At 25.4% G+C, this 7,536-nt stretch carries 6 protein-coding genes and 1 CRISPR repeat array; all 6 genes read left to right on the forward strand.

Annotated features, from left to right (window positions below):
* Nucleotides 1–26: 26 nt before the first annotated feature.
* Nucleotides 27–2,534: a CRISPR-associated helicase/endonuclease Cas3 gene (locus BMW96_RS06320; protein WP_092353617.1), complete on the forward strand. Its 2,508-nt coding sequence runs from the start codon at nt 27–29 to the stop codon at nt 2,532–2,534.
* Between the two features lie 10 nt (nt 2,535–2,544).
* The gene (locus BMW96_RS06325; protein WP_092353618.1) at nt 2,545–3,039 is read left to right on the forward strand and encodes a CRISPR-associated protein Cas4; all 495 of its coding nucleotides are present in this window, start codon (nt 2,545–2,547) and stop codon (nt 3,037–3,039) included.
* 12 nt (nt 3,040–3,051) lie between these two features.
* Nucleotides 3,052–4,050, forward strand: a complete 999-nt coding sequence (gene cas1b / locus BMW96_RS06330) for a type I-B CRISPR-associated endonuclease Cas1b (RefSeq protein WP_092353620.1) — start codon at nt 3,052–3,054, stop codon at nt 4,048–4,050.
* Nucleotides 4,050–4,337, forward strand: coding sequence for a CRISPR-associated endonuclease Cas2 (gene cas2 / locus BMW96_RS06335; RefSeq protein WP_092353622.1), 288 nt, complete (start codon nt 4,050–4,052; stop codon nt 4,335–4,337). The genes cas1b and cas2 overlap by 1 nt, the downstream gene beginning before the upstream one ends.
* A 173-nt stretch (nt 4,338–4,510) precedes the next feature.
* A CRISPR array of direct repeats spans nt 4,511–5,391; the repeat unit is 30 nt; unit sequence GTTTAATAACAACATAAGATGTATTGAAAT.
* A gap of 170 nt (nt 5,392–5,561) precedes the next feature.
* A complete protein-coding gene (locus BMW96_RS06340; protein ID WP_092353624.1) occupies nt 5,562–6,350 on the forward strand; it encodes a 3'-5' exonuclease in 789 nt (262 codons plus the stop codon).
* 16 nt (nt 6,351–6,366) lie between these two features.
* Complete coding sequence (locus BMW96_RS06345) at nt 6,367–7,194, forward strand: hypothetical protein (RefSeq protein ID WP_244881269.1); 828 nt, start codon at nt 6,367–6,369, stop codon at nt 7,192–7,194.
* The last annotated feature ends 342 nt before the right edge of the window (nt 7,195–7,536 follow it).

Genomic DNA, 7,536 nt, shown 5'->3' on the forward strand with positions numbered 1-7,536 from the left:
GCGGGTTTTATTGAAGGGAGAACATTATGGATATAGATAGATATCTAGTTTCACTAGAAAAAATAATAATTAATATAGATCAGTGCTATGGACATAGAGATGATGATTATCAAGAAACAATTAATGAACATATCCAATTATGCACAAAATATTTAAAAGAAATATTTAAATTAAAGAAATTGGATTCAATTTTAAAATCTTTTAATATTTCTTTAGGAGAAGGGTTATTAGATGAAGGAAAAGAAATGTTTAATGAGTTATTTTTTAACACAATTACCTTTCATGATACAGGAAAAATAAATCCTTTCTTCCAAAGTGAAAAAATGGCTAATCTAGTAATTAATTATTTAAATCCACCTAAAAATTTAGAATCTGATCATTCAAAATTATCAGCATATATTTATTTAGGTTATTATTTAAATAAACTAGATAGATTTAAGAAAAGTGATTATAAAATATTAAAAACAATTGTCTATATAAATGCCTTTGTAATTTCTAGGCATCATAGTAAGATTAATGATTTTAAAACATGCTTTATAGATAAATTTGATAGTGACGATGAATTAGAAAAAAGGATTATTGATTGGGTTAATGATGATGAATTTACAAAATTGTTTAAAGATGGTTTTAGTTTTATACCTTTAAAACAAAAAGGACGTAATAATTTATTTGAAAAGTTGAGAAAACAAAATATTGACAAACAAATAGATATATATGCTTATGTTAGATTTTTGTATTCACTTCTAGTTTCTTGTGATTATTATGCAACAAGTGAATTTTATGGTGATAATAGAAACAATGTAATGCTTAGAGAGGCTGATTTTAGTGAAATCATTGAACTATATGATAATAGTGAATTAGTTACTAAGATTAGAAAAAATGATATTGGAAAAGAAAAAATTAATGGATTAAGAACAAAGATATTTTTAGAAGCAGAAAGAAATTTAATAGAAAATATTGATAAGAATATTTTCTATTTAGAGGCCCCAACAGGTAGTGGTAAAAGTAATACAGCATTAAATTTAAGTTTATGTCTAGTTGAAAATAATGATAATTTGAATAAGATAGTATATGTATATCCTTTTAATACATTAGTAGAACAAAATCTAGCATCACTAAATAAAATTTTTGGTAATAGTAAGGCTATGAATAATATTGTTGTCGTTAATTCTACAATTCCATTAAAAAAGGGTGAAGATGAAAACTTTTCAGATGAATATCAAAAAGCATTATTAGACCGTCAATTTCTAACATATCCAATTATTCTAACGACCCACGTAGGTCTGTTTGATACTTTTTTTGGGAATAATCGAGAATCAGCGTTTGGTCTATGCCAATATGCTAATTCAGTAATAGTTTTAGATGAAATCCAAAATTATCGAATTGAAATATGGAATGAGATAATCATTTTCTTAAAAGAATTTGCTAAAATTCTTAATCTAAAAATAATTATCATGTCAGCAACATTACCAGATTTAGAATTACTTACAGATGATCGTAGTAATTCAGTATCATTAATAACAAATCCTCAAGAATATTTTTTAAATCCAATTTTTAAAGATCGGGTAAAAACAGACTATAGTTTAATGCATGTTGAAAATACTGAAAAAGCTTTACTAGATCATGTTTTAGAGATGAATAAGTTAAAGAAAAAAATAATGATTAAATTCATTGTTAGAAAAAGTGCAGAAAAGTTCTATCGTCAATTAAAAGAGATAGAATTAGATTGCGAAGTTTTATTTATTAGTGGTTTTGATAGTGTATTAGAAAGAGAAAAAATTATTGGAACTGTTAAAACCTCAAAACATCTTATTTTGGTAGCAACTCAAGTAATTGAAGCAGGTGTGGATATTGATATGGATATTGGTTATAAAGATATATCTAAACTTGATAGTGAAGAACAGTTTATGGGAAGAATAAATCGCTCATGTAAAGAAGATGGAAAAGGAATAGTATATTTCTTTAATTTGAATAAAGCAACCAATATTTATAAGGAAGATGATCGTGTTGTACAGAAAAATCTAACATTGTTTAATGATGATATGAAAGAAGTATTGTTAGAAAAGAACTTTAATCATTATTACCAAAAACTTCTTATGACTCTAGCAAATAGAGCTAAAAAGCCTGAAGAAAAGAATGTTACCAATTTTTTTAGAGATTATGTTGCTTGTTTAGATTACAATGCAGTGAGTAAACGAATGGAATTAATTTTGGATACTAGAGATAGAGTAACGATATTTTTAGGAAGAACTGTAACTGATATTAATGGTAATGAATTTGATGGTAAAGATATTTGGAATCGATATGTAGGTTTATTGAAAAACAATGAAATGGATTATGCCCAAAAAATATGTGAGTTATCAGTGGTTAAAAGTAAGATGAATTATTTTATGTATCAAGTTATAAAAAAAAATCAATTTGATTTCAAAGAACAGGTTGGAGATATTTATTATATTGAAAATGGTGATGATTATATTTTAGATGGTAAATTGAATACAATCCTTTTTGAAACTGAGGATGAGTTATTTATATAGAGGTAAGAATATGGAAGTAAATGGAACATTAATAAATTATTATTTTCATTGTCAAAGACAATGTTATTTACATGGTAATCGACTTAATTTAGAGGATGAAAGTGAAAATGTGAAAATTGGTAAAGCATTGCATGAGGAAAAATATAAGGATGATAAAAGTTCAGAGATTGCAATTGATAATATTAGATTGGATAAACTCACTACAAAATACCTTACAGAAACAAAAAAGTCTGATGCTGATTTAGTTGCAGCAAAGTGGCAGCTTTTATATTATCTCAAAGTTTTAAAGTCAAAAGGAATAATACGAAAAGGGAGAATTCAGGTAATTGAAAAGAATAAACAAAATAAATCTTATATTGAAGTAGAATTAACAGAAGCAGAAGAAAAAGAATTAGATAAAATTGTTATTAAAATTAAAGAATTATTAGAAAATGATCAAATACCACCAATTTTAAATGAAAGTAAATGTAAAAAGTGTGCTTATTATGCATACTGCTATATATAGGAGGGGAGTATTGTGAAAAGTACTAAATACATAACTAGTATGGGAGATTTAAAACGTAAAGATGATTCACTATGTTTTAGAAAAAATGGTAAGAATATTTATTTACCTGTAGAAAATATAAAAGAGATATATTGTTTAAATGAAATTTCTCTTAATACTAAATTATTAGATTTTATTTCATCAAAGAATATAATCATTCATTTCTTTAATTATTATCAGGGTTATAGTGGTACCTTTTATCCAAAGGATAAATATACTAGTGGGAAATTATTAATTAAACAGGTCGAAACATTTAATAATTGTAGAATTGATATTGCAAAGGCAATAGTCAATGGAATTGCAATTAATATTGATGAAACCTTATATCATTATTATAAACATGGTAAAAATGAAGTTAAAGAGACAATAGATTGGTTAAGAAAAGAAGTTCCAAAACGTTTGAAAGAAGCAGAGGATGTTAAAATGATTATGGCAGTTGAGGGGGAAATATGGCAACGTTTTTATAGCATGTTTAGATATATACTACCAGATGATTTTATAATGAATAAACGGGTAAAGAGACCACCAGATAATCCTATTAATGCATTAATCTCTTTTGGTAATACTTTGCTTTATACAAAAACAATATCAGCAATATATCAAACACATTTAAATCAGGGTATTTCCTTTTTACATGAGCCTACAGAACAAAGATTTTCTTTATCCTTGGATTTAAGTGAGGTATTTAAACCAATCATTGTTTTTAAAACTATTTTTGAGTTAGTAAATACCAAAAGATTAACAGTTGAAAAACATTTTGATAAAAAAACAAATTATTGTCTTTTAAATGATAAAGGTAGAAGTATATTTATTGAAAGTTTTGAAAATAGAATGGAAACTAAATTTTTACATACAAAATTAAAGAGAAAAATAACTTATAAAACAGCTATTAAATATGATGGTTATAAATTAATTAAAACAATTTTTGAAAAGAAACCATTTATACCTTTTTCAATAAAGGATAAATATTAATGAAGATAAAAAATTATAATTATGTAATTGTATGTTACGATATTGGGGAAAAAAGAGTAAATAAAATATTTAAGATATGTAAAAAGTATCTTCCTCATTATCAATATTCTATTTTTAAAGGTCCCATTACACCTTCTAAATTGATTTTATTGAAAAAAGAATTACGAAAAGCTATAAATAAAGAAGAAGATTGTGTTAGTATTATTAAATTACAAAGTGAAGATTCGTTTGATGAAGAGGTTTTAGGAAGTCAAAAAGAAGAAAATAAAGATAGTTTAATTATATAATTTACCAGGTGAATTTATTAGTGAAACTTCTAAAACCATTGGGAGAGTAAGAAGTTAAAGGAATTTTACTAAAAAATATAAAAAATAAAATTGCCTGGTAAAAAAATATAAAAGTGTTGATATATAAAGGTTTTGAGGTATAATGGAATATGAAAAGTGGCTTATTTACTAGGGTTTAATAACAACATAAGATGTATTGAAATCCAGTTAAATCAAATGGAATTTTTTCTTTAGAAGCAGTTTAATAACAACATAAGATGTATTGAAATTTTGATTAATTAAATTAGTTAAATTCATAAAAATCCGTTTAATAACAACATAAGATGTATTGAAATGCTAAATGCCAAGCGTCCAAAGATTGTTTATAATGTTTAATAACAACATAAGATGTATTGAAATCTGACGAGGTAAACAATGCCAAAAAACGTGAAGAGGTTTAATAACAACATAAGATGTATTGAAATAGAGTCTAGATATAAGAGATATAGATAAAAAAGATAGTTTAATAACAACATAAGATGTATTGAAATTCATTCTCAGTTGTTTGCAAATCGTTGGTTTTAGACGTTTAATAACAACATAAGATGTATTGAAATAAGTAGCAACCCTAATAATTTGGTTATATATGGATGTTTAATAACAACATAAGATGTATTGAAATCCTCCTTTAAAGCTCTCGAATTAATTTAGAAACACGTTTAATAACAACATAAGATGTATTGAAATGGACCTTTTTGAGGAGAAGGAAGAGCACTAGTGAAGTTTAATAACAACATAAGATGTATTGAAATATGTTTCTAAGTAACATGGCTAAATCACAAGACTCACGTTTAATAACAACATAAGATGTATTGAAATAAAGAGCTCCGCCCTGATAACTACGGTCGGGACTGGTTTAATAACAACATAAGATGTATTGAAATCGACGAACATCTTCAGGGAGTCCGTTAAACAGATTTGTTTAATAACAACATAAGATGTATTGAAATGCACCTTTTTATGTGAATAAGGATGGGTTATATGAGTTTAATAACAACATAAGATGTATTGAAATTATATTTTTTTTGCATTAGTTGTCTCAATGATTTTAGTTTAGATATATTAAAATTCTGTGAGGGTTAAACTTAAAATATTTATGATATATACTATAATTAGAGAGTAATTAATAATATGAATAGCATCATTTGATAAATTGTGGTAAACTTTGAAACATGGAGTGTAGGTATGAAGAATAAATATGTGGTTTTAGATTTTGAAACGACTGGAATAAATAAATATTATGATGAAGTAGTCCAAGTAGCAATAATTAATCAGAATGAAGAAATTTTAATTAATGAATTGTGTAAACCAAAACATCATTTTACTTGGGTAAATGCACAAAAAATACATGGAATATCTCCAGCCATGGTAAAAGATAAACCTAGTTTTGAAAGTTATATTGAGATGATAAAGAATATATTTGATAGTTGTGACTTTATTGTTTGCTACAATGTTGCATTTGAGCAAGGTATATTAAAGAATTATGGGATAAATATAGATAAATATAAATTTAGAGATCCAATGAAAGAGTTTGCTCCTATATATGGAGAAGTTGGATATCGTGGTGGTTATAAATGGCAATCTTTGTCAACTTGTGCTAAATATTTTGGTTATAACTTTAAAGCACATGATGCATTGGAAGATGTAAAAGCGACAAGATTTTGTTTTGAGCAAATTAAATTATTTAATATAAATAAGGAAAGCATGAGTCAGCCATATTTAGATAGGTGGAAATTATTATTTAAACCTTGGATTATTGAAAGAGGAATGAAATATTACGAGGATGAAAAAGTAGAATTAATTTATAAAAATGATGAACGAGTTGTGGCTTCTGTAGATGGGAGCACAAAATATATGGTTTTGATTGAAATAGATAAAAATAAAATAAAGAAAATAGCCTGTGATTGTCCACATGCTTCTAAAGGAAGTAATTGTAAACATATGGCGGCTGTTCTTTTTAAAATAAATGAATAGTTTTATGGGGGATAAGATGATTAATAAATTCAGATTAAAAATATCTTATAATGAAAATAAAATAACTTTAGATGTTAATGAAGACATAACTTTTAAAGAATTGAGCAAGATTATAAATGAAAAATTATTATTGAATAAATGTAAATATTATGAGTTCTTACATAATGAAAATGTTATAGATAAAGAAGATAGAATACAATCTTCTAAGATTTGTGATTATTTAGAATTGGATCAGGAATTAGTTTATTATACTGGTAGAAAAGACAGACCATATTTAATTAAAATAATAGTTTGGGATTATGTGTTAGAAGTTAATGATGCAACAATGAAAAAGTTTGTACAACTAATGAAAAAGGTGGATCAGGCTAAACCTAAACAGATATATTATTTGAATAAAGATCAAAGAAAATTTATTGATACAGCTCTAAAAGATTGTTATGATTCGTTAAAAGAACTAAATTTTGGTGGTGAATATTATTATCATCTTTTAAAAAATGGAGATAATTACATGGCGCTTAAATTAAAATATTATATGTTAGATGATAAGTATGAATTTTATTTATTTGATACATTAGAAAATATGAATAATGGTACATATAATTATTTAATTACATTTTATGATACTAACCGTGCTTATTTTAAAGGCTATCAAGGTATAAATAGAAATATTTTTATATTAAGAGGAGAAAATGATACGATTAAAATCAATGATTTTGAGTATCTTTATAGTGCTTTAAATAGATTGACATATATGTTTAAAGATGTTGAAGAAGATTATTTATTTAAAAGTCATGAAAATATCTTAGTATATGATATAGCTAATTGTAAATATTGGACTGTATAATAAAAACCAGGGTAACCAAATAATTTAGGGGGAAAGCCAAATTATTTGGGGGTCAACTTTAGTGGTGCTAAAAAAAGTCTGTTGAAATTTAGGGGACACTTTAGGGGGCAACCTAAAATTGATGAATAAATAAGTTCAATAGGGAACAATCAAAAATGGTTGTTCCCCTTTATTTCGTCTAGATACTTTTATATTTTATTTTTTAAATTTATAAACTTCTTTTTTGGATTTTGGAGTAGAGAGAATGGATTCGTTTTTTCTGTTGGCCCAAATCAATCTGCTACGTGCATATTCAAAATTATCTAATCCTCTGGAATTTCTTTTGAAATCTTTAGGAGTTCT

Source organism: Thomasclavelia cocleata (assembly GCF_900102365.1).
GTDB lineage: Bacteria > Bacillota_I > Bacilli_A > Erysipelotrichales > Coprobacillaceae > Thomasclavelia > Thomasclavelia cocleata.

Bases quoted from the DNA above. Each gene is read 5' to 3' on its own strand.
- BMW96_RS06345 (WP_244881269.1), top strand. From the start codon at position 6,367: ATGATTAATAAATTCAGATTAAAAATATCTTATAATGAAAATAAAATA.
- cas2 (WP_092353622.1), top strand. From the start codon at position 4,050: ATGAAGATAAAAAATTATAATTATGTAATTGTATGTTACGATATTGGG.
- BMW96_RS06340 (WP_092353624.1), top strand. From the start codon at position 5,562: ATGAAGAATAAATATGTGGTTTTAGATTTTGAAACGACTGGAATAAAT.
- BMW96_RS06320 (WP_092353617.1), top strand. From the start codon at position 27: ATGGATATAGATAGATATCTAGTTTCACTAGAAAAAATAATAATTAAT.
- BMW96_RS06325 (WP_092353618.1), top strand. From the start codon at position 2,545: ATGGAAGTAAATGGAACATTAATAAATTATTATTTTCATTGTCAAAGA.